The 25,379-nt window shown below is 40.6% G+C and carries 25 protein-coding genes; 17 read left to right on the top strand and 8 right to left on the bottom strand.

Translation table 11 applies throughout. The annotated features are described in order from the left end of the window. Positions 1–17 precede the first annotated feature (17 nt). The 11 genes from POV26_RS06610 to POV26_RS06560 all read left to right on the top strand — a co-directional run bounded on the left by POV26_RS06610 (position 18) and on the right by POV26_RS06560 (position 10,977). Positions 18–1,247 (top strand): hypothetical protein, encoded by a 1,230-nt coding sequence (locus POV26_RS06610; RefSeq protein ID WP_272855682.1) that lies wholly within the window; start codon positions 18–20, stop codon positions 1,245–1,247. A 204-nt stretch (positions 1,248–1,451) separates the two neighbouring features. Continuing rightward, positions 1,452–1,997: a hypothetical protein gene (locus POV26_RS06605; RefSeq protein ID WP_272855681.1), complete on the top strand. Its 546-nt coding sequence runs from the start codon at positions 1,452–1,454 to the stop codon at positions 1,995–1,997. After that, the gene (locus POV26_RS06600) at positions 1,998–2,798 is read left to right on the top strand and encodes a CsgE family curli-type amyloid fiber assembly protein (protein WP_272855680.1); all 801 of its coding nucleotides are present in this window, start codon (positions 1,998–2,000) and stop codon (positions 2,796–2,798) included. It abuts the gene before it with no gap. A gap of 1 nt (position 2,799) precedes the next feature. Beyond that, on the top strand, positions 2,800–3,210 hold the full coding sequence (locus POV26_RS06595) for a curli production assembly/transport component CsgF (protein WP_272855679.1): 411 nt from the start codon (positions 2,800–2,802) through the stop codon (positions 3,208–3,210). Between the two features lie 9 nt (positions 3,211–3,219). After that, a complete protein-coding gene (locus POV26_RS06590; RefSeq protein ID WP_272855678.1) occupies positions 3,220–4,599 on the top strand; it encodes a CsgG/HfaB family protein in 1,380 nt (459 codons plus the stop codon). A gap of 22 nt (positions 4,600–4,621) precedes the next feature. Further along, positions 4,622–6,148: a carboxypeptidase regulatory-like domain-containing protein gene (locus tag POV26_RS06585; protein WP_272855677.1), complete on the top strand. Its 1,527-nt coding sequence runs from the start codon at positions 4,622–4,624 to the stop codon at positions 6,146–6,148. Between the two features lie 80 nt (positions 6,149–6,228). Beyond that, complete coding sequence (locus POV26_RS06580; RefSeq protein WP_272855676.1) at positions 6,229–7,407, top strand: AIR synthase related protein; 1,179 nt, start codon at positions 6,229–6,231, stop codon at positions 7,405–7,407. A gap of 67 nt (positions 7,408–7,474) precedes the next feature. Then, positions 7,475–8,188, top strand: a complete 714-nt coding sequence (locus tag POV26_RS06575) for a hypothetical protein (RefSeq protein ID WP_272855675.1) — start codon at positions 7,475–7,477, stop codon at positions 8,186–8,188. A gap of 66 nt (positions 8,189–8,254) precedes the next feature. After that, positions 8,255–9,331 (top strand): peptide chain release factor 1, encoded by a 1,077-nt coding sequence (prfA, locus tag POV26_RS06570; protein WP_272855826.1) that lies wholly within the window; start codon positions 8,255–8,257, stop codon positions 9,329–9,331. Between the two features lie 58 nt (positions 9,332–9,389). Then, positions 9,390–10,211 (top strand): orotidine-5'-phosphate decarboxylase, encoded by an 822-nt coding sequence (gene pyrF / locus POV26_RS06565; protein ID WP_272855674.1) that lies wholly within the window; start codon positions 9,390–9,392, stop codon positions 10,209–10,211. Beyond that, on the top strand, positions 10,198–10,977 hold the full coding sequence (locus tag POV26_RS06560; RefSeq protein ID WP_272855673.1) for an ABC transporter substrate-binding protein: 780 nt from the start codon (positions 10,198–10,200) through the stop codon (positions 10,975–10,977). Before pyrF ends, POV26_RS06560 begins: the two co-directional genes overlap by 14 nt. Here the strand turns inward: POV26_RS06560 and POV26_RS06555 are convergent, their stop codons facing one another. The 3 genes from POV26_RS06555 to POV26_RS06545 all read right to left on the bottom strand — a co-directional run bounded on the left by POV26_RS06555 (position 10,978) and on the right by POV26_RS06545 (position 13,038). Continuing rightward, on the bottom strand, positions 10,978–11,160 hold the full coding sequence (locus tag POV26_RS06555; RefSeq protein WP_272855672.1) for a Lacal_2735 family protein: 183 nt from the start codon (positions 11,158–11,160) through the stop codon (positions 10,978–10,980). Between the two features lie 123 nt (positions 11,161–11,283). Beyond that, positions 11,284–11,997: a DUF4197 domain-containing protein gene (locus tag POV26_RS06550; RefSeq protein ID WP_272855671.1), complete on the bottom strand. Its 714-nt coding sequence runs from the start codon at positions 11,995–11,997 to the stop codon at positions 11,284–11,286. 84 nt (positions 11,998–12,081) lie between these two features. Then, entirely contained in the window at positions 12,082–13,038 is a 957-nt protein-coding gene (locus tag POV26_RS06545; protein WP_272855670.1) for a T9SS type A sorting domain-containing protein, read from the bottom strand. Between the two features lie 162 nt (positions 13,039–13,200). On the opposite strand from POV26_RS06545, the gene POV26_RS06540 reads away from it, so the two are divergent. Genes POV26_RS06540 through POV26_RS06530 form a run of 3 tightly spaced genes read left to right on the top strand, consistent with a single transcriptional unit; the run spans position 13,201 to position 17,644 of the window. Then, a complete protein-coding gene (locus tag POV26_RS06540) occupies positions 13,201–16,626 on the top strand; it encodes a methylmalonyl-CoA mutase family protein (protein ID WP_272855669.1) in 3,426 nt (1,141 codons plus the stop codon). 56 nt (positions 16,627–16,682) lie between these two features. Beyond that, the gene (gene parS, locus POV26_RS06535; protein ID WP_272855668.1) at positions 16,683–17,183 is read left to right on the top strand and encodes a type II RES/Xre toxin-antitoxin system antitoxin; all 501 of its coding nucleotides are present in this window, start codon (positions 16,683–16,685) and stop codon (positions 17,181–17,183) included. A 2-nt stretch (positions 17,184–17,185) separates the two neighbouring features. Then, the gene (locus POV26_RS06530; RefSeq protein WP_272855667.1) at positions 17,186–17,644 is read left to right on the top strand and encodes an RES family NAD+ phosphorylase; all 459 of its coding nucleotides are present in this window, start codon (positions 17,186–17,188) and stop codon (positions 17,642–17,644) included. Positions 17,645–17,654: 10 nt separating this feature from the next. Here POV26_RS06530 and POV26_RS06525 read toward each other — a convergent pair whose 3' ends face one another. Beyond that, entirely contained in the window at positions 17,655–18,251 is a 597-nt protein-coding gene (locus tag POV26_RS06525) for a hypothetical protein (protein ID WP_272855666.1), read from the bottom strand. A gap of 70 nt (positions 18,252–18,321) precedes the next feature. Continuing rightward, a complete protein-coding gene (locus tag POV26_RS06520; RefSeq protein ID WP_272855665.1) occupies positions 18,322–18,717 on the bottom strand; it encodes a hypothetical protein in 396 nt (131 codons plus the stop codon). Between the two features lie 118 nt (positions 18,718–18,835). On the opposite strand from POV26_RS06520, the gene POV26_RS06515 reads away from it, so the two are divergent. Continuing rightward, positions 18,836–19,279, top strand: coding sequence for an Lrp/AsnC family transcriptional regulator (locus POV26_RS06515; RefSeq protein ID WP_272855664.1), 444 nt, complete (start codon positions 18,836–18,838; stop codon positions 19,277–19,279). Positions 19,280–19,587: 308 nt separating this feature from the next. Here POV26_RS06515 and POV26_RS06510 read toward each other — a convergent pair whose 3' ends face one another. Next, on the bottom strand, positions 19,588–20,811 hold the full coding sequence (locus tag POV26_RS06510; RefSeq protein WP_272855663.1) for an MDR family MFS transporter: 1,224 nt from the start codon (positions 20,809–20,811) through the stop codon (positions 19,588–19,590). A 250-nt stretch (positions 20,812–21,061) separates the two neighbouring features. Here POV26_RS06510 and POV26_RS06505 point away from each other — a divergent pair, with 250 nt between their 5' ends. Next, complete coding sequence (locus POV26_RS06505) at positions 21,062–21,667, top strand: DUF1684 domain-containing protein (protein WP_272855662.1); 606 nt, start codon at positions 21,062–21,064, stop codon at positions 21,665–21,667. Here POV26_RS06505 and crcB read toward each other — a convergent pair. Together crcB and POV26_RS06495 are read right to left on the bottom strand one after the other, a co-directional pair. After that, positions 21,664–22,035, bottom strand: coding sequence for a fluoride efflux transporter CrcB (crcB, locus tag POV26_RS06500; RefSeq protein WP_062622262.1), 372 nt, complete (start codon positions 22,033–22,035; stop codon positions 21,664–21,666). The genes POV26_RS06505 and crcB overlap by 4 nt on opposite strands. Positions 22,036–22,124: 89 nt before the next feature. Then, positions 22,125–23,180 carry an SRPBCC family protein gene (locus POV26_RS06495; RefSeq protein WP_272855661.1) on the bottom strand — a complete coding sequence of 352 codons (1,056 nt, stop codon included), beginning with the start codon at positions 23,178–23,180 and terminating at the stop codon, positions 22,125–22,127. A 153-nt stretch (positions 23,181–23,333) separates the two neighbouring features. Between POV26_RS06495 and POV26_RS06490 the strand changes: the two genes are divergently transcribed. Continuing rightward, positions 23,334–25,373 (top strand): dipeptidyl-peptidase 3 family protein, encoded by a 2,040-nt coding sequence (locus tag POV26_RS06490; protein WP_272855660.1) that lies wholly within the window; start codon positions 23,334–23,336, stop codon positions 25,371–25,373. Positions 25,374–25,379 lie beyond the last annotated feature (6 nt).

Genomic DNA, 25,379 nt, shown 5'->3' with positions numbered 1-25,379 from the left:
CTTTAAATCTTTAAATTATGAAAAAAGTAATTTTAGGCGCTGTAGCGCTAATGATTGGTGGTTTTGCGTTTGCGCAAAACAATTCGCAGTCGAATCAAACTGGCGATGACCAGAGAGTGTATGTAAGACAAGCAGGGACAAACTTAAGCTCTGATATTACCCAGGGTAATGGCAGTGGCTATGGTTCACACCGTGCTATGGTATGGCAACGCGGAGACGGTAATTCTTCTGCCATTGATCAGGAAGGAACTAACAACCAGGCTTATGTAGATCAAGCTCAGTTTACGCCTCCAACCAATGCTTCATCTATTATCAACCAAGGTAAAAACAATACCGCTAGTGCAGACAACAAAGCAAGAGTGGAACAACACGGAGGTTCAAATAGTGTTGCTACTTTAAATCAAGATGGAAATGAGAACGAAGCTCGTACACATCAAGACGGTACAGATGGTACTGTAAACATTACTCAAGATGGTAATGAAAACAAATCGTTAGTACTACAAAGTCTTCTTAATTATTACGCTGTTGGTAATGTTGCTAATATCAACCAAACAGGTGATGAAAACTGCAGTACAGCATCACAGGATGGCGATTACAACTCGGTGGCTGCTACACAGTCAGGTTCTGAAAATAAAGCAGACCAATACCAACTTGGAGATGGTAACGTTGCTACTTTAAACCAATCAGGATCCAATGGTCAAGCTAGGCAAGTTCAAGTTGGAAACAATAACATAAACAATCTTGTTTTCCAAACTGGATATGGTAACTATTCAGAAGATAACCAATTTGGTAACGGTAACGAGATCTTTAAAGGTCAGCAAGGTGGTGGTAACTACGGACGTATAGATCAAACCGGAGATAATAACTATAACTCTTTTGGACAGTATGGAACTAACAGTAAGGGTTATTCAAGACAAATTGGGGACAACAACACTATGTTCTTGGGCCAATTTGCTGGAGATGGAAACCTAGCTGCTAGCTACCAAGATGATAACAATTATGGTGTTATCCAACAAACAGGTGATGATAACCAAGCGTTGTTAGTTCAAAAATCTCAAGGTGGTGCAGGTCATACTGCTGGTATTCACCAAAATGGTAATGGCAACATGGCTGATGTATTACAATTGGGTCCAGGTGGTGATTTCAGTGCTGATGCTGAAAGCTGTTTCTTCCCAGATCCAGTTCCAGTTGATTGTCCTCCTTCATTACCAGATGTGGTAATAGGAGCTCCATGTCATGGTTGCTAAGCCGCTCTCGGTTTAATACACTTATATAAAATGAAAAAGGAGGGCAACTTTATGCCCTCCTTTCTAATAAAATTAATATCTTTAGTGCAAGCTTGTGCAAAACCGCTATTAGTACTGATTTTGTTTTAGCGGCACAGGCAAGGATATTTTAGAAAGAGATTGATAGAGCATCCGGACTTGCGGAGAGGTAACTTAAAAATGCAAATGATGAAGACAATAATAAAAAATATAATATTAGGTATCTTGGTCTCGGCCTTCTTTATACCGACGGTTTCTGGCCAAACCTACAAATCAGAGGAAAATAATCCCAATGGCGACAAAAATATGATACAAGGTGAGATGGTATCACCCGAAATGCTGAAAAACTTGGGGATTATGACTACGCCCAACCCTAAAAATACACTTATTCAGGGGAATTCCGTTTACGTTCGCCAAATAGGTGATTTCAATACTACCAGAATTGCAACCAGCACTAATGCCAGTGAAATAAATCTTCTGCAAAAGGGAGACTATAACGATACCAATTTAGATTATACCGCTAACACAGCTGTGGCAGATCTTATACAAAATGGTAATAACAACCGTATTAGAGATTTTGTAAACAATCCAGATGCCGATATTTCCTTAGATCTTGTTCAGGACGGGAATTATCTAAACTTTGAGCGCGAAGGTGTTAACGAGCTCACTAAATCGTTAAAATTCAGACAAACGGAAGCCTCGCCTACAATAATAGTGAGAAGTTTTTACTAAATGAACCGTTTCAAAACACATATTGATAAAATAAAAAATCATCTCTTGGCCGTAATTACGCTTTTCATAACCTTAGGTGTGAATGCGCAATTCTACAATAAGGAATATATTGCTAAGATTCTTGTAAAAAAAGATAGTGAATTCTTCACCTTTGCCGCGACCGCGGAAAACATTACCCCGACGGATGTTAATCTTAAATATGACTTCAGTCTCTATCAGACGGATGCCAACAATAACGTTTCTAGAAGCAACCAATCCGATCTTTTCTTTTTAAAGGGGAATGAAAAAAAAATACTCTCCACAGTAACCGTTAATTACAACACTGAAGGAAAAATTACGCTGGTGCTGATGCTATATGACAGTGACGGCAAACCCGTAGGTCAGGACCGTATCGAGTTAAGTTCAGAAAAGGGTTATCAAGAAATAATTAAAGACAAGCTTTCTCCTCAGGAAGAGGCTATAAGTCAGGATCAAGCAGCTCCTCAAGATGGTTATATGATGAATGGGCTGGTGGTGGAAAACACCTTGACCAAAGCGGGACGTGATTTTTATAAATATTTTTATTCGGAATATTACAACCGTGGAATACAGACAACAAAAAACATAATGATTGAAGAAGTTCCAGGAAGGATGCGAAGCACAAGGATTTTTGTAAAAATTGACGACCAAATACTGTGGCAATTTTTTTCGCAACCTAAAAAATCCTTTTTACAAAGTATGGCTAAGACGGCATTAGACAGATGTATTGCGTATCTTCAACAACTTCAAAAGCAAAAAGAGAATTCCATAACACGATATTGAGATGAAATTATTTAAACTACTTTCTATAACTGTATTGCTACTTATTGGAACTGCGGGTTTCGCCCAACAGTTTTCCTATAAACCCTTGAACCCCGCTTTTGGGGGGGATACCTTCAATTATAACTGGCTACTAAGTTCAGCCACTTCCCAAAATAGCTTTACCGCCCCCGCCAATCAAAGAGATCAACGCTCTGAACTGGAAAAGTTTGGGGAAAATCTGAATAGACAATTGTTGAGCCAAATTTCGCGGCAACTGCTCCAGCAACAATTTGGTGGATTTAATTTTAATCAAGAGGGAACTTTTACCTATGGTAGCTTAAATATTGAAATTTTTCAATCCGAGGAAGGATTGGTAATAAATATATTAGACACCTCCACTGGAGAGGAAACACAAGTTATTGTCCCAAATTAAAAAAAATTCATGAGAATATTTTTAAGATCAATTTTTCTGGCAAGTGTTTTTTTGCTATCCTCTTGCGCTGCCTATTTTAATCAACCGATGTTTCAAGCACCGGCCCGAACGGGGGAGTTTACCAAATCTACACAAACCCTTTTGGACCTTCCTCCTGCGGCCCAGCCCTTGGAGGTTGCTGTATATAATTTTAGCGACCAAACAGGGCAATACAAGGCAGTAGAAAACGGAAGTACTTTCAGTACCGCTATTCCACAAGGTGGAACTACTATGTTGATAAAGGCTTTGGAAGATTCAGGTTGGTTTATACCGATAGAACGAGAGAACCTGAGTAATCTATCTACAGAACGAAATATAATTCGAAATACAAAACAGGAATACATCAAAAACCTAAACCCAAATGAACCTCCGCTACCTCCGCTTTTGTATGCGGGATTATTGCTGGAAGGTGGCGTAATTTCTTATGATACCAATATTATTACCGGAGGTGTGGGAGCGCGTTATTTTGGTGTGGGAGGATCCGCCAAATATAGACAGGATAGAATAACGGTCTATCTCAGGGCCGTTTCAACAAGTAATGGGGAAATACTCAAAACGGTATATGTTTCCAAAACAATTCTTTCGCAGGCCATTGATGCAAGTTTTTTTCGCTTTGTGAAATTTCAAAGATTATTGGAAGCTGAAACAGGTGTAACCCAAAATGAACCCGTGCAATTGGCTATGAAGGATGCTATAGAAAAAGCGGTGCATGATCTTATAATCGAAGGTATTCAAAAACAGTTCTGGAGTTCGCAGGAAGGAAAAGAAGTAAATGACCAATTGGTCGCAGATTATCTTGCGGAAAAGGAAAAGGATGAGTCAACTTTATTGCTTGATAGATTGCAAGTGCAACGGGAAGCTCTAAATTCATTGGGGATCTCAGCAGGAGGTAATTTGCCTGATAACGATTACGCCACACAGAATTTGGGGTTTTTGGGCAGACTGGAATATCAAAGAAATTTTGGGCGCTTTTTTAATGTAGGCCTCAAGGCTTCTGTCTTTAAAATTGATAATGGAGTACAATATGAGAATGTCTTCGGAAGCATAGATTTAAATGGGCAATTTGCCCTTCTGCCAAACGATAGGCTTACACCCTTTGTTTATGCCGGTTCGGGTGTGATAATGAGCGTCCTCGATCCTTTGGATAATTCCCTGGATTTTGGAGAGCCTTTTTTCAAAGTTCAATACGGTTTGGGTGTTGAATATTTTATTTCGAATAAAATTGGAATTAAATTATTTGGAGAACATAACCTTGTTTTTACTGATAAGCTGGAGAAGGCTGTTCATGGAAAAAGAAATGATTATTATTACAATATAGGTTTGGGCTTAAATTATTATTTTAAATTATAATTTATTTTTAATTGAAAAACTGATGATGAACAAGTATAATATTTTCTTTTGCGCTATCTTCCTGATTTTATTAGTCAGCTGTAACGAAGATACTTTAGACGTTGTGCGCACAGGCAGTATCTCTGGTAAAGTTGTGGATAAAGTGACCGGCGCCCGTCTTGGCGGTGCTAAGATCACTACTAATCCGGCATCTACGACCGTATTTTCTGATAGTTTGGGTAATTTTAGGATGGAAGATATAATAGTTGACGATTATTCTGTTCAAGCAGAATTGGAGGGATATGCAACTGGATTTGAATCTACCTCTGTTATTGAGGGAGCCACGTCGCAGGTCTCATTCGAGCTTTCCCTTGCAAATACTACCAATCTGCCACCTTCCGCACCGACATTGGTTACCCCAGAAGATGGAGCCGAGGGATTACCACTTGAAGTTGCATTTATTTGGGAATCTTCCGATCCTGAAGGCGATGAGCTTACCTATACTTTGGATCTAAGGAATGGAACCACTGGAGAGATGCAAAATTTTGAAGTTGGCCAGGACACTACCTATACCGTTGCTAATCTTCAATTGGCGACTAAATATTTTTGGCAGGTTACGGTTACGGATGATACAAACGATCCTGTAAGTTCAGTCATTAGTGAATTTAAGACACTTACCTCTCCGGACAATCCTTATGTTTTTGTAAAGAAAAAGAATGATAACCTGGTTATTTATTCAGGGGCGGATGATACCGTTTCGAGTGGTGGACAAGAACCAGACTTCAATGTCTTGCAACTTACCGGCGATAACGTGAATAGTTTTAGACCTCGGAAAAGCATTATATTAAATAGAATTGCTTTTTTACGAAATTCAGGAGGAGCCACTCAAATATATTCCATGAATTTTGATGGAACGGATGTGCGTCAAATTACTAACCAAAGGCCTTTAGCCGGTTTTCGAGTTGAACATTTAAATTATACCTGGGCCCAAAATGATAGTAAACTATATTACCCCCATTTCGATAAATTATATTCCATAAATCCAGATGGGACTGGAAATAGATTGGAATATACCACCAGCGATGGGTCTTTCATATCAGAAGTGGCAGTTCCCGAGTTTGATGACGACCTGGTTCTGCTAAAAACAAATAATTCCAGCGGGTATGATGTGCGTATCTATACAGCTCGACTTTCCACGGGAATGGAAGAGTCGGTAATTCTTGAAAATGTGAATGGAGCAGCCGGTGGAATTAATATTTCTGCGAATGCTGATAAAGTATTGTACACATGGGATGTTAGCGGATCAGAAAATACAATTTATAAAATTTTTGAAAGCCGTATATTCCTAAAGACTATCGGGAGTCCGGATCCGCCGGTGCAGCTGGAAACGGAAGTTTTGCCTGGCGAAAATGACTTAGATGTAAGGTTTTCACCTTCAGAAGGTGGAGTAATATTTACGAGGGTAAAGAGTAATTCCAATGCCCGCCCAGATATTTATTCCTTAACTTTTAACCAAGCCCAAGGCGATCTTCTTTTATTCACAGACTCCTTTATGCCCGATTGGGAATAATATAATAAATTTCAAAACCTTGAAAGCCCACCTTTGTGGGCTTTTTTTTAATCCGTACTTTTGCAGCTTAACACTATGTAATGAGCAAAGAGGTTTCAAAACGGTACGCCCAAAGAGGCGTTTCTGCAGGTAAGGAAGACGTGCACAACGCTATCAAAAACGTGGATAAAGGGCTTTTCCCAAAAGCATTCTGCAAAATTGTTCCCGATTATCTCACAGGCGATAAAGATTATTGCTTGATTATGCACGCCGATGGGGCCGGTACCAAATCCTCTCTGGCTTATGCGTATTGGAAAGAAACCGGCGATCTATCGGTGTGGAAAGGAATTGCACAGGATGCACTTATTATGAATATTGACGACCTGCTGTGTGTGGGCGCCGTAGATAATATTATGCTATCTTCAACCATTGGCAGAAATAAAAACTTGATTCCCGGAGCGGTTATTTCAGCAATTATAAATGGTACCGAAGAATTGATTTCTGAAATGGAACAATACGGCGTTACCATCCATTCAACGGGCGGGGAGACAGCAGATGTGGGCGATTTGGTGCGTACAATAATTGTAGATTCCACTGTTACTGCGCGAATGAAACGCAGCCGGGTTGTTGACAATGCGAATATTAAACCGGGCGATGTGATCGTGGGCCTTGCCTCTTTTGGGCAAGCTACTTATGAAAAGGAATATAACGGCGGGATGGGCAGCAACGGGTTGACTTCTGCTAGACACGATGTTTTTGAAAACTATTTGGCAAAAAAATATCCGGAAACTTTTGATGCCGCTGTTCCCTCAGAACTTGTTTATTCGGGATCAAAAAGGTTGGATGATTCAGTTGCCAATAGCCCTTTAAATGCGGGGAAATTGGTGCTTTCACCAACGCGTACCTATGCGCCAATTATTAAAAAAATTCTATCACAATTCAGCAATGGAGAAATCCATGGAATGGTGCATTGCAGTGGCGGCGCACAAACGAAGATCCTTCACTTTGTGGAAAACCTTCATATTATAAAGGATAATTTATTTGAAATTCCGCCTCTCTTTAAACTTATTCAGGCGGAAAGCGGAACGGATTGGAAAGAAATGTACCAAGTGTTCAATATGGGCCATCGGATGGAAATTTACGTTTCCGAAGAAATTGCCGAAACCATTATCGAAATTTCAAAATCTTTTAACGTGGACGCGCAGATTGTTGGCAGGGTAGAAGCCGCTCCTTCTAAAAAGCTTACCATTAAATCTGCAATGGGAAATTTTGAGTATTGATTTTTTAAATTATATTCGCAACTGATTTTGAGTAAATTGCAGAAGGTGTTCCCATTAGGCTTAGTGAATGTCAGAGAAAATTTTCTTTAAAAATTATAAAGTTGGACTGGGTATTCTGGCAATTTTTTTTATTGCTGCAAGCATTCTTATCCACGCTTTTCACAATTATTTTTTGTTCCGTCTGCTGCGCGGAATTATCTGCTACACGGCATTGGCCTATTTACTGATAGCCCACGGCAGGCATATCCAAAAATGGATGGTGGGTTTTCTCTTTTTTTACGGAGCTTCAAGTATTACTACGGTATGGTATGAAAATAGCACCATGGCGAGTGTCTCCATGATTTTAAATTTTACTGCCTTCTTAATGCTACTCGGGTATGTGGTTCCAAAATTTAAGTTGGAGAATTTGACCAAAACCTTTACGCTACTTTTTATATTGATGGTGCTTGTTAATGGCTATTTATTTTTTCAATTGATTGAACTGATGAAGGCTATGACCCTCAATTACACCCAGTATATCTTTATGATGCTAAGTGCGTTTTGTGGGATTTTATTGGGTTTTTTGGCCTTGTTTCACAATCATTTTTACAATACGCCGCAGTCTATGTCTTTTACCCTGTTGGTGTTTTTAATTATTTTTGCCGAAATATTCCGAGGTATAGGCTATTATGACTTGGCCTTTAGTATGTTTTTTGTGTATTTGGCCAGAATCTTTCTTATACTGGCCATTTACGTTTCGGTCCACTTTTCCTTCTTGGACTTAAAGAGCGGAAAGCGTTAATTAGCCTTCTTCTTAAAATAGATTTTGCCCAAAAAATTGTAGCTTTGCAGCCATTATAAAATGTATATGTTAGACAGGCTTCAAATAATAAAACAACGTTTTGACGAGGTAAGCGACCTTATTATTCAACCCGATATTATCAGCGATCAAAAGCGGTATATCCAGTTGAACAAAGAATATAAAGACCTGCGGGTCTTGATGGACAAACGCACCGAATTTTTGGAACTTACCGATAATATCAACGAGGCCGAAGAAATAATAGCCGACGGCAGCGATGCCGAAATGGTTGAAATGGCAAGACTGCAACTTGAAGAAGCGAAAACACGCTTGCCAAAGCTGGAGGAAGAGATTAAGTTTTTGTTGGTTCCGAAAGACCCCGAAGATGCCAAGAATGCCGTGATGGAAATTAGGGCCGGAACGGGTGGCGATGAAGCGAGTATTTTTGCGGGCGACCTTTTCAGAATGTACACCAAATACTGCGAGGGAAAAGGCTGGAAGACCAATGTGATAGATTTTAACGAAGGCACCAGCGGCGGTTTTAAGGAAGTGCAATTTGAAATAGAAGGAGAAGACGTTTACGGAACGCTTAAGTTTGAAGCAGGCGTGCACCGAGTGCAACGTGTGCCGCAGACCGAAACCCAAGGCCGTGTGCACACAAGTGCCGCAACCGTAATGGTTTTTCCGGAAGCTGAGGAATTTGATATTGAAGTAAACCCAAAAGATGTTCGGGTAGATTTCTTTTGTTCTTCGGGACCGGGCGGGCAGTCTGTAAACACTACCTATTCCGCCGTAAGATTGACTCACGTACCTACGGGAATTGTGGCGCAATGCCAAGACCAGAAATCGCAACACAAGAACAAGGAAAAGGCTTTTCGGGTGTTGCGTTCGCGTTTGTACGATCTTGAACTTGCGAAAAAGCAGGCGGAAGACGCGCTAAAGCGTGGCTCGATGGTTACGAGTGGCGACCGGAGCGCAAAGATACGGACCTACAACTATCCGCAGGGGCGGGTTACGGACCACCGTATCAATCTGACGCTTTACAATCTTGGCAATATTATGAATGGTGACATTCAGGAAATAATTGACGAGCTGCAATTGGTAAGCAATACCGAAAAATTGAAGGAAACAGGCGAAACTTTTTAAAATTTCATATATAATAAAATTCTCCCCAACTGGGAGATGGTGATAGGCAGAGGGGAATATGACAACAGCAAAATTAATCTCGGAAATAAAAAGGAAGCAATCCTTTCTTTGCGTGGGCCTGGACGTTGACCTTGAGAAAATTCCTGAATTTCTGCTAAAAGAGGAAGACCCTATTTTTTCCTTCAATAAAGCGATTATTGACGCCACGCACCAGTACGCAGTTGCCTATAAACCGAATACCGCTTTTTATGAGGCGTATGGATTGAACGGCTGGAAATCGCTGGAGAAAACCATTACTTATTTAAACGAAAAGTACCCTGAAATTTTTACCATTGCCGATGCGAAGCGTGGGGATATAGGCAATACCTCAAGCCGCTATGCGAAAGCTTTTTTTGAGGATTTGGGGTTTGATTCGGTAACCGTTGCGCCTTATATGGGCAAGGATTCGGTTGAGCCTTTTCTCGCTTTTGAGAATAAACACACCATTCTTTTAGCCTTAACTTCCAATGAAGGCGCTTTTGATTTTCAGACCAAAAAAGTGGACGGCGAAGAAGTTTACAAGCAGGTATTGAAAACTTCGAAAGATTGGAAAAACAGCGAAAATTTGATGTATGTGGTTGGTGCTACCAAAGCGGAGTACTTTGCGGATATTCGTAAAATTATTCCGAATAGTTTTTTATTGGTTCCCGGCGTTGGGGCGCAGGGCGGAAGCTTGAAGGAAGTCTGTAAATACGGATTGGCTGAAAATATTGGGTTGCTCATAAATTCATCTCGGGGAATTATTTATGCGTCAAAGGGCAATGATTTTGCTGAGGCTGCTGCTCGGGAGGCCAAAAACATACAATTTGAAATGAAAGCCATTCTCGATGGAATTCATTGATCAATTAAATAGAATCGTTACCCTTTCCAAAACTCCTTCCCGAATTGTTTCGCTGGTACCTTCACAAACTGAATTGTTGGTCCATCTTGGCTTGCGGGAAAATATTGTGGGCATTACTAAATTCTGCATTCATCCAATAGATTTGCGAAAGGAAAAAACGGTTGTTGGCGGAACCAAGCAGGTCAATTTTAACAAAATCAAATCGCTCAGACCGGACATCATCATTTGCAACAAGGAAGAAAATACTGAAGAAATGGTGCTTCAGTTGCAGGGTATTGCCCCTGTTTGGGTAAGCAATATCGCTACGATTCCAGAAAGTATGGAAATGATTGAACGACTGGGGAAAATTTTCGAAACGCCTGAAAAAGCTTCAGATATAATTTCAAAAATTAACTTGGAAAGGGAGGGTTTTATAGAATACGTAAAAGATTTTCCTTCAAAAAAGGTTCTTTACTTAATCTGGAAAGACCCGTATATAGCGGCTGGCAAGAATACATTTATTGATGCTCTTCTGCGATTAAATAATTTTGAAAATAGTGTTATTGAAAAGGAATCCCGTTATCCAGAAATACCATGGGAAGAAATAGAAAAAGCAGAAGTTGTGCTTCTTTCTACAGAGCCATATCCCTTCAAGGATGCTCATGTTAAAGAATTGCGAAACAAAATTGATGCCGAGGTAAAATTGGTAGATGGTGAATACTTTAGTTGGTATGGCAGTAGATTGATAAAAGCTTTTGATTATTTTAAAACGCTCCGCAAGGAATAGTTACTTATCATTTCGTTGAAGTGAAAGGTATTTTATTTCTTGAAAAAGCTTATCGGCTTGGTGATGGATCTTCTCGCTTTTTTCAGTATCCTTTAAAGCCGTCTCGAAAGATTTTTTCATTAACGAAGTATATCTTTCTTTCAGTTTTTCAATCCTGGATTTTTTTCTGAACCAACTTATCATTTTTAATGCTCTATTGTTAAAACAAAGATACTTTTGAAAAATAGAAGTTAGTATTAATACAAGGTTAAGGGAGTCATAAATCTATCGTGTTTTGCGAGACTTATGTTAAAACTGTTAAACTGCTTAATCCTGCAGGGCGAAAACTTGCCTCAATAACGTTGTTGTTCGCGCAGAAATATTGTTTCGAATGTCTTTTTCTTCCACGCTGATCATTTTATAGACACCGCTGAGCGCCTCCTTGGTAACGTAATCTGTAAGGTCCGGATTTACTTTGGTAACAAATGGCACGGAGTTGTATTTAGTAATAATATTGCTCCAAATTTGGTCTGCGCCTACTTTTGAAAAGGAGTTTTTAATTACGGGGTTGAATTTTGAGTAAAGTGCATTGTTGGTACGTTGTTCCAAATAATTTGTAGCCGCATTGTCCGGTCCCAGAAGTATATTTTTTGCATCTGTAAAAGTTATGTTTTTTACTGCGCTTACAAAAATTGGGGTAGCCTCCTTCACGGCATCTTCAGCTGCACGGTTAAGAACCTTTAAGCCTTCATCGGCCAAACTTCCTAAACCAATATCGCGCAGGGTCTGATCTACTTTCTGTAATTCTTGGGGCAACATAATTTTTACCAATTGATTTTTGTAAAAACCATCTTTTTGGGTGAGCTTGGTTACCTGTTTGTCTATCCCAAGATCCAATGCTTGCCGCAAACCGTTTGCAATCATTGTAGGATCCATGCCAATCCCGGTTTGATTGGGAAGCGTATCGACCACTTGTTGTAATTCAGCACAGGAAACAAAAGTGAAGATTGAACAGAATAGGAATATTTTTTTAGCCCACATAGGTTTGCGTTTTTTGTATTTTTCAAATATAAAAAAGGCCCTTCAATATTGAAGAGCCTTTTGGTAAAAAGATTTTAGAATATCTTATTTAAGAACCTTAACTGTTTTGGAAGAATTTCCAATAGTTACTTTAACCAAGTAAGATCCAGATGCAAGATTGCTCATATTGATAGCAGGAGAAATTTTTCCAGGAGTTTCTTGAAGAACTACTTTTCCTAAGATATCATATACGGTTACTTTATCTACAGAAGCAGCAGATTTAATGTTCAACATATCTTTAACAGGGTTAGGATATACTGAGAAGCTAGATGCTGAAAAATCTTCAACTCCTATTGTACCTTGCGCACAAGTTACGTCATCAACATACATAGTATTGTTAGAACTAGCAGAATAGAAATCAAGTCCAGCAAGTTCAATAAATACTTGAGTACCGAATGCGAAAGGATAGGCAGTAACTGCTGGGTTGTCATTTATAAGCATGTCCCAAGTTTGATTGTCGATATCATAAATACAAGTTACTTTAAACCATTCGTCTTCTGGATAGATAAACACTTGATCATATGATGTACAATCAATCAGACCAGTTACTCCACCTTCGCCGGGGGTGTTACCGCCATTACCGGTGGCATCATCCTTACAGTTAAAATAAACGTTTCCGCCCATTAAAGCTTGATTCCAAGCTGAGCCTTCTGGAGTAAGAGCGGCCTGCATATTGAAATATCCAGATTTACCAGCTGGAATGTACGAATACCATTGAATGGTATAAACCCCAGAAATTGGTGCAGAAGGAGTTAAAAGAATCATGTCAGAAAGAACATTGTCGCTAATCAACAGGGATTGAGCGCCAGAAGAAGCTTCATCATCAGATACGTTTGCGTCATCGGCTCCGCCATCAACACCAGACCAAGTTCTCCAATGAGTAGCTTGTCCGGCAAGGGGACCTAAATTATAAGATTCAAAATCATCAGTTAGCTCAACTTGAGCGTTAGATGAAAAACTAAATGCACCCAATACAAGTGCTAAAACGTAAATTTTTTTCATAATGTTAAATTTTTAATTGTTTAATATTGATGCTGCAAGATACAAAAATATTGAATTACCGCAACACTTTTCTGAAATATTTATAATATCATTATTGACCTAAAGCGTTATGTTCGTTACGTTTTAACTAAATTTGCTTTTTTAATTATAAGTAGAACAACCATGCAGCAGATAAATCCTTATAAACCAAAACATAAAGTACGTATTGTTACGGCGGCATCTCTTTTTGACGGCCATGACGCGGCCATCAACATAATGCGGCGTATTATTCAGTCCACCGGGGTTGAAGTAATTCACTTGGGGCATGACCGCAGTGTGGAAGAGGTTGTGAATACCGCAATCCAAGAAGACGCAAATGCCATTGCCCTAACTTCCTATCAGGGCGGACACAATGAGTACTTTAAATATATGTATGACCTGTTGCAGGAAAAAGGCGCGGGCCACATTAAAATATTTGGCGGCGGCGGCGGCGTAATTCTCCCCTCGGAAATTAGGGAGCTGATGGATTATGGGATTACACGTATTTACACCCCGGATGACGGAAGAGAGCTGGGGCTTCAGGGAATGATAAACGATTTGGTGGAACAATCTGATTTTGCGATTGGCGATTCGTTAAATGGTGAACTTGAAAAGCTTTCAAAGAAGGAAAATGGGGCCATTGCACGAATTATTTCTTCTGCTGAAAACTTCCCGGAGGTTGCGAAGGAAACACTTGATAAAATTCACATAAAAAACAAAAAAAATACAACGCCGGTTCTGGGAATTACTGGAACGGGCGGCGCCGGAAAATCTTCTTTGGTCGATGAGTTGGTGCGAAGGTTTTTGTTGGATTTTCCCAAAAAAACCATTGGAATTGTTTCTGTGGACCCTTCAAAACGAAAAACGGGAGGGGCATTGCTGGGCGACCGAATCCGTATGAACGCCATCAATTCGCCAAGAGTATATATGCGCAGTTTGGCAACACGCCAAAGCAATCTTGCGCTTTCCAAATATGTCTCGGAGGCCATCCAGGTTCTGAAAGCTGCGGAGTATGATATTATTATTCTTGAAACTTCAGGAATAGGCCAGAGCGATACGGAAATTTTGGAACACAGCGATGTTTCACTATATGTAATGACCCCCGAGTTTGGTGCCGCTACCCAACTTGAAAAAATTGATATGCTTGATTTTGCCGATTTGGTGGCAATAAACAAATTTGACAAACGCGGGTCATTGGATGCGCTGCGCGATGTGAAAAAACAATACGTCCGCAACCATCTGCTGTGGGACACCCCACAGGACCAGCTGCCGGTGTATGGTACGATTGCCTCGCAGTTTAACGATCCGGGGATGAATAAGCTTTACAAAGCCGTGATGGAAAAAATTGTTGAAAAGACCGGTGCAGACCTTAAGAGCGATCTGCACGTTCCCGAAGAAATGGAGGAAAAGGTCTTTGTGATTCCGCCTGCGCGCACGCGTTATCTTTCAGAAATTTCAGAGAACAATAGGGCTTATGACAAAAAAGCTTCCGAACAGGCCGAAGTTGCGCAAAAACTTTACGGAATTTTTAAAACGATAGAATCCATTTCTGGGAAAAAACCCGAACTGGACAAAGCGGGAATGGTTTCAGAATCCATTGTCAATTCAGAAAAAAACAAGGATTTGTTGAAATTGCTGCTTGCTGAATTTGATCGTGAAAAGTTAAACCTGGATCCCTACAACTGGGAAGTAATTACAAGTTGGGACAAAAAAGTAAACAAATACAAAAACCCGATCTATAGCTTTAAGGTTCGTGGGAAGGAAATAAACATTGATACCCATACCGAATCCCTTTCGCATACGCAGATTCCAAAAGTTGCTTTGCCGAAATATCAGGCTTGGGGCGATATTTTGAATTGGACATTGCAGGAAAACGTCCCCGGAGAATTTCCATATACCTCCGGTCTTTATCCTTTCAAAAGAACGGGAGAGGATCCCGCGCGTATGTTTGCCGGCGAAGGAGGACCGGAACGCACCAACCGTCGTTTTCATTATGTAAGTATGGGCTTGCCCGCAAAACGGCTTTCCACGGCTTTTGACAGTGTAACTTTATATGGAAACGATCCAGATCTTCGGCCCGATATTTATGGGAAAATTGGAAACGCAGGAGTTTCCATCTGTTGTTTGGACGATGCCAAAAAACTTTATTCCGGCTTTGATCTTAGCCATCCAATGACCTCGGTAAGTATGACCATCAATGGGCCTGCGCCCATGTTGCTGGGGTTCTTTATGAACGCAGCTATTGATCAAAACTGTGAAAAATATATAAAGGAAAACGGGTTGGAAATTGAGGTTGAAAAGAAAATTGACAAAATTTACAAGGAAAAGGGAATTGAACGCCCGAAGTATCACGGAGAATTGCCTGAGAGCAACAACGGTTTGGGATTGCTGCTGCTTGGGGTTACCGGCGATCAAGTTTTGGATGCTGATGTTTACAACAGAATTAAATACGAAACACTGCAACAGGTTCGCGGCACGGTCCAGGCAGATATCTTGAAAGAGGACCAAGCGCAGAATACGTGCATATTTTCAACAGAATTTGCCCTTCGATTGATGGGCGATGTGCAGGAGTATTTTATTGAAAAAAAAGTTAGAAACTTTTATTCCGTTTCAATTAGCGGATACCACATTGCAGAAGCGGGCGCAAACCCGATTACACAATTGGCGTTTACACTTGCGAATGGCTTCACTTATGTAGAATATTATTTGAGCCGCGGCATGGACATCAACGAGTTTGGCCCGAATCTTTCTTTTTTCTTCAGCAATGGAATTGACCCTGAATATGCGGTAATCGGAAGGGTGGCCCGAAAAATTTGGGCTAAGGCCATGAAAGAAAAATATGGCGCAAACCCGCGTGCACAAATGTTGAAATATCATATACAAACTTCCGGACGCTCCCTGCACGCACAGGAAATTGATTTCAACGATATTCGGACTACCCTTCAGGCATTGTATGCCATTTATGACAATTGCAATTCACTGCACACCAATGCTTACGATGAGGCAATTACTACTCCAACTGAAGAAAGTGTGCGTCGTGCGATGGCGATTCAATTGATCATAAATAAAGAGCTGGGACTTGCCAAAAACGAGAACCCGATTCAGGGTTCTTTCATCATTGAGGAATTAACCGATCTTGTTGAAGAGGCCGTTTTAAAGGAATTTGATAGTATTACGGAACGCGGGGGCGTTTTGGGCGCTATGGAAACTATGTACCAGCGCAGTAAGATTCAGGAGGAAAGCCTGTATTATGAAACCTTGAAGCACAATGGCGACTTCCCAATAATTGGAGTGAATACATTCTTAAGCAGCAAAGGTTCACCAACCGTGCTTCCTGCCGAAGTGATTCGTGCAACCGAGGAAGAGAAGCAGGTTCAGATTGAAACATTGAAAAATCTTCATAAGATGTATGCCGACATTGCAAATGAGAAAATTGAAAAAGTGAAATCGGCCGCCATTCATAACGAAAATATGTTTGAACAATTAATGGAAGCCACCAAAGTCTGCTCTTTGGGCCAGATTACGGAGTCCTTATTTGAAGTAGGAGGTCAATATAGGCGAAATATGTAGCGGAAAGTTTTTTAAACACGACAAAAATACATATCTTTGTGTCAAATGTCGTGATTATGAAAAAGTACCAAAATCCTTCCGATGTAAATTTGGTGAAAGAACCAGAGGTTTTCTATTTGCTCGACAACCCTTTTGACAGAATAGTAGGTGTTTTAGGAGGCGTGAGCCAGGTGGGCCAGGCTGTAAATAGCGATCTAGACCTTATTACCGTTACCCGGAAGGGTCTGCCCAAAAGCGTGGTTTATTCTATATGCGAGGTATTGGGTATCTCCATGGATCGGCTTAGTGATTTGCTGCACATTTCGCACCGCACATTACAGCGCAAGGCAGATGATGACCTCTTGGGGGTTTCGGCTTCCGAACAGCTTTTTGAGATAGCCGAAATGGTCTCAGAAGGCATAGACGTTTTTGAAACACTCGAAGATTTTAGAAACTGGCTCCATTCCAGACCCTATATATTTAAGGGGCAGCAACCCTTAGACTTTCTCGACACGAGGTTTGGAATTCAATATGTAAAAAATGTACTTGGTCGCATTGCCCACGGTATTCCATCTTAATCGTGCGAATTTTTAGAATTACCAAAACCGAATATATTGACGATCTTTCTGGCGAGGGCGCCAGACTATACGGTGGTAGGTGGAACTTGGTCGGTGATCCCGTAGTCTATTTTTCCCAGAATCTTTCCTTGAGCTTGTTGGAAATTATCGTGCACGTTGAATTTGCCAAATTGCCCGTGGGCTATTCTTTTCTGGAAGTGGAAATTTCAGATAAATTTATAAAACCCATTCAATCCTTGGATTTCATTAAGCCGAAATGGAGCTCTGAAGAAGCCGCAAAACAATTGCAGATGTTAGGGTCTTCTTGGCTCAAGCGGCACGAGAGCTTGGCGCTCCGGGTGCCATCGGCCATTTTGGAACTGGAGCATAATATTTTGATAAACCCACATCACAAAGATATCGGAAACATAAAAATTATTAAGAAAGGAACTTTGGATTTTGACCCACGGTTAATTCGATAATGTTTTCGGGCTAATCCTCTTCGTCATCCATATCTTCGTCAAAACTGTCTCCCTCGTAGTCATCGTCAAAAAACTCTTCGGGGAAATTATTTGGGTCAAAAGGAATGTCGTCATCTGGATCGTGATCGTCATAATTTATTCCTGGCGGATTGAACAGGCCCCAGCGGTCAATAATATAGTCCCATGGATCGAACGTCTTAACCCATTCAGCAAAAAGTATTCTGAATTCCTCAACTTCTTTTCGCAGCAAATCCAGATATTCGGTATCCTTAAAACCGAGCATTTGTATGCCACGGGCATCGGTAATAAGTTCGCGTGCTGCCTTGCGGATGATGGTTGCATTTTCCATTTTAAGGTCGTAGATTTCTACACCCTCCGCACCAGCAATCTTTGCGGGAATTATCATTGAATTTTCCATCAAATAATCCAGGTATTGCTCCAGCATTTCCTTTTCGCCATCGCGCCTAAATTTTATATCTGAGTTTTCTACAGATTTTACAAGGTGGTGAACGAGCTGCAGAATTTCTTCGGCTTTTAAAAAAATGGGCATTTGCCGTAAACGGTTATGTCGCTCTATCGGGTCAAGATCATCGTCGTCTTCAAACATCTTTGGCTATCTTTTTTACAAATGTAGCAAATGAATTTTATAAGGGGAACGACAAGAATGTTTTAAAAAATTAAAGGGTCAGCCCCCAGGTGTGTTGAAGTTTTTTGAATTTCTTAAGCTCCTTGCGAAGCAACGGGAGAAAATCCTTCCCATTGCTGTTTACCCTTTCCAAGCGTTCACAATTTTTATAGAGCAAATTTGAAAGACGCATTACTGAAGCAACATATTTGTGTTTTTCTTCAGAAAAAAGCTGGTTTTCCGCTTTGAGTATTTGTGGGCCTAGGGAAATTGATTGTTGCACTATATCGCCCGTGAAATAAATATTTGGGTCTTCCTTTCCATTTCTTTGAAGGCCCGACAGATCATGGCTCAGATAGCTTGCAATATTTCTGGACAAAGAGAATATTTCCAACGATTTTTTATAAATAGCTGAATGCGGAGTATTTCCGAATGAATTGGACGTCATTTTCCTTTTTTTTAAGCGTATCAAATTTAAGTACTAGCGTTGGCTTTTCATAATCGATATTAAAGTAAATCGATATATTTGCTTTAAATAATGTATTAATTTTAATATAAACTTTAATATGAGCATAGATTCGTTAAACTGGAAGATTCTAAATTGTCTTCAAAAAAATGCCCGCCAGCCCAATACCGAAATAGGGAGACAAGTGGGCATCAGCTCCCCTGCAGTTTCCGAACGGATAAAAAAAATGGAAGATGCCGGGGTAATCAATGGCTATTTTACGGTGGTATCGCCTTTTGAAGCGGGCTATCAATTTAAGGCCATAATTACCTTGCGGGCTTTTATGGGCAAGCTGAAACCTTTTCTGGAAATTGTAAAAACCTACGATGAGGTCCTGAACTGTTACCGCATCACCGGAAACGAAAACATAGTGATGGAAGTGGTCCTGAAAAACCAGAAACATCTAGAGGCTTTCATTGACCAACTTATTGTTTATGGCGAAACAAAAACCCAAATAGTTCTTTCGCACGTGGTTAAAAATAATGCTTTAAGGCCACTAAAATAAACTGAAAGGTGTTAAAAATGTGATAATTGGTTTCGTCTTAAGATAAGGCTTTGCGCTTTAGGCGTATTTTTAAAAAGAAATTTTATTTAAAAATTGAGAAGCCATGAAAAAATATACAATCCATTTTTTAATTGTGACGGTCCTTTCGGCATTGTTGGGTTTTACGGGTTTGGAATATCCCGGATCAACGGCAGTTAGGCTTATTTGTCTTTTTGCGGGGATCGGACTCATGATTTCGTGTTTAGATGCCATTATCATAAGTAGGAAACAACGAAAAATCAAAAAGAAACAATAATTGAAAAGTTAGATCAAATATTTTTAGTTTCAGATTTTTTCAATAGAACGTACAGCCAAATCGTTAGTCCTGAGACAAACAAAAGGAATATCGAGAAAATGGTCCAAGTGTTGAAATATCCAAAACTATTCACCAAATTCATGCCACCATTGTGTCCAATCAGGTGCGCAAAGCTGAAACTCATACTGTAAAATGCCATATAGCTTCCCTTTCTTCCTTTTGGCGCCATTTCCAGGGCAAGTGCGTTTGAAAAAGGAAAACCGATCATTTCCCCGAGTGTCATCAAAAGCATGGCGATGACCAAAATTCCATTCCAACTTGTAAAATTTAGTACTAAAAAACTCAGCCCCAAAAAGAATATTCCCCAAAACGTGGCCATGGTCTTTGAAATCCTCATTCGGTCCAGCCAGGCAATTAAGGGCATCTCGAAAATAACGATCGTGGCACCGTTTATAAAAAGAAGCCATCCGATAATGTCTTCAGAAAGAAAATGTGCCTTTTCATAATATACCGGCATCACTGAAAAATACTGAACAAAAGCGAGACTGTTCGCCATCATAATGATGAAAAACAATATGAAAAGTTTATTCAGATAGGGGGGAATCCCTTCTTTAACAACAACAGCTTTTTCAGCATTTGTATCCTTTTGTTTTTTTGGCTTTAAAAGAATAAACACCCCGGCAGACGCGAGGATACAGGTAAAACCATCAATCCAAAAGAGCGATGTGTAATTGATGTGCGCGATAATCAATCCTCCAACTAACGGCCCTATTGAAAAGCCCAGATTAATGGCCAACCGAATTAATGTGATACTTCGGGTGGTGTTCCCCGGGCGGCTGTAGGTATCTGCGGCAACAAATATTGCGGGGCGACCGGCGTCTGCCATCATTGTTAAAATAAAAATACCGACGCAAAAACCGTAAAAGGTATTTATAAACTGAAGTAAAATAAACCCAACTCCTCCCAAGAATAGGCTGCCAAGAATAACTTTATAAAAACCAATGGTATCTGTCAATTTTCCGCCAATAAATGTACCGAACAACGAACCCAGCCCAAAGCACGACATTATCCAGCCTACCTGTGGCAGCGTAAATCCTTCAACATTTATAAGGTATAATGATAAAAAAGGAATCACCATCGCTCCGGCCCGGTTGATGAAGGTCACCAAGGACAATAGCCAGATTTCCCGGGAAAGCCCGCGGAAATTAGCTAAATAATTGGTGTAGATTTTTTTCATGTTGGTTGGCCTAATAAAAGTAAAACGTCCCGGTTACAGCCGGGACGTTTTTATATTGAATAAATTTATATCTATATAATCAATACATACATCGCCGGCATTTCCTATCAGAAAAGACCTGGTTTGGTTGGCAGGTGTATGTTCTATTTTTCATTTTTTGTTTAATTTGAAACCAAATGTAGTAAAAAAATCTAATTAATAATAAAATGCAAAACTAATTGTCTTTTTCTATTTTTACTGAAAACTTGATATGAAGTATTCACTACTACTTTCCATCTGCATGCTCTGCAATGTAATTTCTGCACAGGATGAAGCCCTTGTTTCAGAAAGCAGGGCCGCGCAGCTTGAACTGAACGAAGAGTTCAGCAATCCCGAAACCACGATTTTGGAACCAGCCGATTTTAAAAATTTTCACGGGTTGGAATTTTATCCAATTGATGAAAAATATATTGTGAAGGCAAAATTTGTGCGTACCCCAGATGAAAAACCGTTCCTGATGCCCACAACCACTACCCGCACGCCCGAATATGTAAAGTATGGCGAAGCCCATTTTTCTTTGGAAGGAAAGGATTTTGTGTTGAATCTTTTTAAAAGTACCCAACCCTATGACGAGCCGGGTTATGAAGATTATCTTTTTCTTCCGTTTACAGATTTAACCAGTGGCGATGGTTCCTATGGGGGCGGCAGGTTTTTGGACCAACGCATTCCGGAAGGCGATACTATTATTATAGATTTCAACAAAGCGTATAATCCATATTGCGCATATAGTCCGCGCTTTTCGTGCCCCATTCCGCCAAAGGAGAACGATCTTTTAATTCGCATTGAAGCCGGAGTGAAAGATTTTGGGAAGCATTAAAAATACTTCACCAGCCACATTCCGAAAAAAACCATTGCGAAACCCACTACAAAACTTGCGATGGTATAAAAGGCAAAAGACATAAAGTCGCCACTTCTTAAAAAGAGATGGTTTTCATAGGCAAAGGTTGAAAAAGTGGTAAACCCGCCGCAAAAGCCCGTGGCCAAAAACAGGACCGTGTTTTGGGAAAGGGTTTCGTTTTTCAAGGCCAGCCCCAAAATTATTCCAATCAACAAACTACCCAGAATATTTGCCGCAAAGGTTCCAAACGGAATGCCGGTTTCGGGATTGTTCAAAAACTTTGAAAAGAAATACCGCAGGACGCTCCCCAAGCCGCCGCCTAAAAAAACCAGTGCCAATTGTTTCATGTTTCTATAAGAATTGTTTTTTAGAGGTTAAATGTAACATCCTATTTGTTAATACAATTTCTGTTTGCAAATTAGCGCGATGTTTCATTTTAAATACCTTCTTGAACAGGTTCGGGGGCGGTAATTATTGGGATGTAAACCTCGGTCAACCAGTTTGCCGGATTGGGCGTTTCATCGGGATCGGTAACGTAAACCTCAAACATTTTTCCGTTGGGGTCTGCTTGAAGGTCATTCTTCTCCATATATTGTCTGCCTTTGGTGTATGCTTCCGGAAGGTGTTTATAATTTCCTTTCAAAGAAATTTTTACCGCCGAAACAGGTTCCATAAAACCGCAAACAACGGGGCTTCCCTCTGGGGTTATCACTTTTTCTTTCACAGGAACGCCCGTTGAAAAAATAACCGTATTGTTTGCACTGTCAATCTCATTATAAAGGGTAAAAGGCTTGCCCGCCATATTCAGGTTGTTCTTTGTAATGAAGTCCCTCACCAGATTCATCATCGGTTCTGTTTTTTCCTCAAGTTCGCTAAATTTTGCAACGGAAGTCGTGTACATATAATAGCCGCCGCCATATTGGGTAACGCCATCCACATTTATGGAATACTGCTTCATATCTTCGGCTACTTCTTCGGCAATTCCTTCCAAACCTGCTTTGTTCATTTTGTGCATTTCGGCATCAAAGTCCATGCCGCTCAATGAATAATAGGCTTTGTCAATCAGCGTATGTTCGCCCTTCATTCCCCAGGTTACCTTGGTTCCGCCGTCCACTTCCTCAAAAGTCCAATATACTTTTGGATGTCTTTCCCCACCGGGAGTACTCAGTGTAAGGTCTTGTTCTATTTCTTTGTTCGGAATCACTTTTGTCGTGGTCATAGAACCGCTCATTTCGCCGTCCCAAGAGTAGGAAGCCCCTTCGCCCGACGTTTTTTCGGCATAGGTAAAAGTAAGTGTGGAATCCTCTTTTTTCCAAGGGCCCCATTTTTCCCAGCTTTTATAATCATTTACTTTATTGAAGACAACCTCCGGTGGCGCCTTAATCACCATAGAGTCCTGAATGTCATAAGTTCCGTCTTTTGTTCCAAAATAAATGGCACTGCCAATGATGATTAGAAGAATAAGGAAAAGTAAGTATTTTATTATTTTCATCTGTTAGCGAGGTGTTGGTTGGTGCTGCTAAGATAATGAAATTTCAGTGATGGTGCTTTAAATGAAATGGTTCAGGATCCACAAGCATTTCCGATTTAAATATGGCGTATAATATTTTAGTACATTTGCGGAAATCAAAAAAAATCAGTTAAAATGAAGAATACCTTTTTTATTGCAATGGCAGTGTGCGGTCTGTTGTTTTTTTCCTGTAAGGAAAACAAAGATGAGAAGCCCGTAGCGCAAGCGGAAACAGTACAATCCGCAGAGTTTGACTATAATGTGGAATCGTTTGGCGATGTAAAAATTCTGCGTTACCAAATTCCGGGTTGGGACAAGCTTACCCTAAAGGAACAAAAACTTGTGTACTATCTAACCCAGGCCGGTCTGGAAGGACGGGATATTATGTGGGACCAAAACTACCGCCACAACCTAACCATCAGAAAGGCTTTGGAAAATGTGTATGTCAATTATAAAGGCGATAAAACCACGGACGATTGGAAAAATTTTGAAACCTACCTGAAAAGGGTCTGGTTCAGCAACGGTATTCACCATCATTATTCCAATGATAAGTTGAAACCGGAATTTTCTTCGGAATACTTAAAACAACTTTTAACCGATACCAACACCACCTTGGAAGGCGAGGCTTTTGATGTAATCTTCAACGATGCCGATTCCAAAAAAGTAAACCAGGCCAAGGGGGTAGATAATGTTTTGGAAAGCGCCGTTAACTTCTACGGCCCAGACGTTACAAAGAAGGATGTAGAAAATTTTTATGCTACAAAGAAATCACCAGATCCTAAAAAGCCATTGTCTTTCGGGTTGAATTCAAAATTGGTAAAGGAAAATGGCGAACTCAAGGAATTGGTTTACAAATCGGGCGGACTCTACGGCCCGGCGATTGACAAAATAATTGGCTGGCTTGAAAAAGCACAGGGAGTAGCCGAAAACAAGGCGCAGGGCGATGCAATCGGTCTTTTGATTGAATATTACAAAACGGGAGACCTCCAAACCTGGGACGATTACAACGTAGCCTGGACTGCCGCAACCCAAGGAAACATAGATTATATAAACAGTTTTATTGAAGTGTATAATGACCCCTTGGGCTATACAGGTTCCTATGAAACCATTGTGCAGATAAATGATTTTGATATGTCGGAAAAAATGGCGGTCCTTTCAGAAAACGCGCAGTGGTTTGAGGACAATTCCCCATTGATGCCTGAGCATAAAAAGAAAAACGTAGTGGGCGTAACATACAAGGTAGTGAATGTTGCCGGCGAAGCTGGCGATGCCTCCCCAAGCACGCCAATTGGGGTAAACCTTCCAAACGCAAATTGGATCCGTGCAGCCGTGGGCAGTAAATCTGTTTCCCTCGGAAATATTATTGATGCCTATAACAACGCAGGAAATACGGGTAGGTTGAAAGAATTCGCGAACGATTCCACCGAAATTGAGTTGGAGGAAAAATACGGCCAACTTGCCGATAAACTCCACACCGCGCTTCACGAAGTAATAGGCCACGCTTCCGGACAATTGAATCCCGGCGTGGGCGAAACCAAAGAAACACTTAAAACCTACGCTTCCACTTTGGAAGAGGGTCGTGCCGATTTGGTGGGTCTTTACTATTTGTACAATCCGAAATTACAGGAACTCGGTTTGGTTGGCGATTGGAAAAGAGTGGGAATGGCGGCGTACGACGGTTACATCCGCAATGGATTGATGACGCAATTGATCCGCTTAAATTTAGGCGATGACGTTGAAGAGGCACATATGCGCAACCGCCAATGGGTTTCCGCTTGGGCTTATGAGCACGGCAAAAAGGACAATGTAATTGAAAAAATTACCCGCGACGGAAAAACCTATTTCAACATCAATGATTACGACAAACTGCACGACCTTTTCGGGCAATTGCTTCGCGAAACACAGCGCATAAAAAGTGAAGGCGATTACGCAGCTGCTGAAAAATTAGTGGAAACTTACGGTGTAAAGGTGGACCAAAAACTTCACAAGGAAATTTTGGAGCGCAACAAGCAATTCACTTCTGCGCCTTACAGCGGTTTTGTGAATCCCGTGCTTGTCCCAAAAATGGACGCGAACGGCGAGATTGAAAGTTTCACCATAGAACAGCCAAAGACCTTTGCAGAGCAGATGTTATTCTATTCTAAAAACTATAGCAATTTGCCTGCGGTGAATTAACTGATG

This window comes from Aequorivita todarodis, assembly GCF_028561335.1.
Classification (GTDB): Bacteria; Bacteroidota; Bacteroidia; order Flavobacteriales; family Flavobacteriaceae; genus Aequorivita; species Aequorivita todarodis.
Note: the sequence above shows the minus strand (reverse complement) of the source record. Positions and strands in the feature narration are given on the sequence as shown.